Raw genomic sequence first — 1,169 nt, 5'->3', positions numbered from 1 at the left:
CCCGGGGGCGGCTCCCGCCGTCCCCAAGGACATGTCGGTCTGACGGACCCGGCTCGAAGGGGGAAGCGCGTGTCCCGGAAACTGCCCGAGGAACTGGTCCCGGTGCTGGCCCGGACCGGCCAGCAGTGGCCGCAGGCCGACGAGGAGGGCCTGCGCAGGGCCGCCGGGGTCTGGCGCGAGTTCGGCAAGGAGGCCGACCGGCTCACCCGCCGCTGCGGCGAGTCCGTCCGGCGGGTCACCGCCGACAACTCCGGCCACGCGGTCGAGGCCTTCGGCACGTACTGGCAGAGCTTCAGCGCCGGCGGCAAGGGCCACCTGGACGACGCGCACAGCGCGGTCGGGCTGGTCGCCGGGGCCTTCGACACCGCCGCGCGCGCCGTGGACACCTGCAAGGCCGAGATCGTCGTGACCCTGCAGCAGCTCGCCGCCGACCTCCGGCACGCCGAGGAGCAGGCGGCCAAGGCCAAGCAGACGGCCGCCGAGGTCGCCGCGGCGGCCGACAGCGCCCCGGCGCGGAGCGGGGTGGTCGGCGGACTGGAGAAGGCCGTCGGCGGCTTCGCGTCCAAGCTGAGGAACACCGCCACCGAGCAGGTCGCGGCGGGCGTGGCGGCCGTCGCCGTCGAGGCCGCCGGGCTGAAGATCGGCGGACTGCTCGCCGAACTCGGCCGCGCCATGAAGGACGCCCTGTCCGGCGTGCTCAAGGAACCGGCCGCCGTCGCCCTGCTGAAGCTCGGCACCGCACAGGGGACGGGGATCACCGCCGCCTCGTACCGCGGCGGCGCGTTCGACCCGCTCGCCGCCGGGCTGCCCGCCGCCCTCGGCGAACCGGGCGTGCTCGGCGCGGACGGCTCCGGGCTGGTCCTGCTCGCCGGGAAGGACGGCAAGCCGCTGGTCGGCGTGCCCGGGCTGACGGTCAAGGTGGACGAGCACGGCACGCCCGTCCTCGGCCAGGACGGGCAGCCGGTCATCCTCCGCGCCGACGGCACACCGGTGGCCGACGCCACCGGGCTGCTGGTCGTCCCCGGGCCGGACGGCAAGCCGGTGGTCGGGGTGGCGGACCTCGCCGTCCGGCTCGACGAGCACGGGCAGCCGGTGCTCACCGACGAGAACGGCAAGGCGGTCCGCGGGGTGCCGCTCGCCGGGCTGACGCCGGGGGCGGACGGGCCGGG

General features: G+C 76.8%; 1 protein-coding gene. It reads left to right on the top strand.

Annotated elements, in window-relative coordinates; genetic code table 11:
• Positions 1-69: 69 nt before the first annotated feature.
• On the top strand, positions 70-1,169 hold a 1,100-nt coding region (locus tag ACIQOV_RS42210), incomplete at its 3' end, for a hypothetical protein (RefSeq protein ID WP_401056550.1).

Source organism: Kitasatospora sp. NPDC091257, assembly GCF_044757675.1.
Lineage (GTDB): Bacteria > Actinomycetota > Actinomycetes > Streptomycetales > Streptomycetaceae > Kitasatospora > Kitasatospora lactacystinica.
This window is presented reverse-complemented; position numbering and strand designations above follow the sequence as displayed.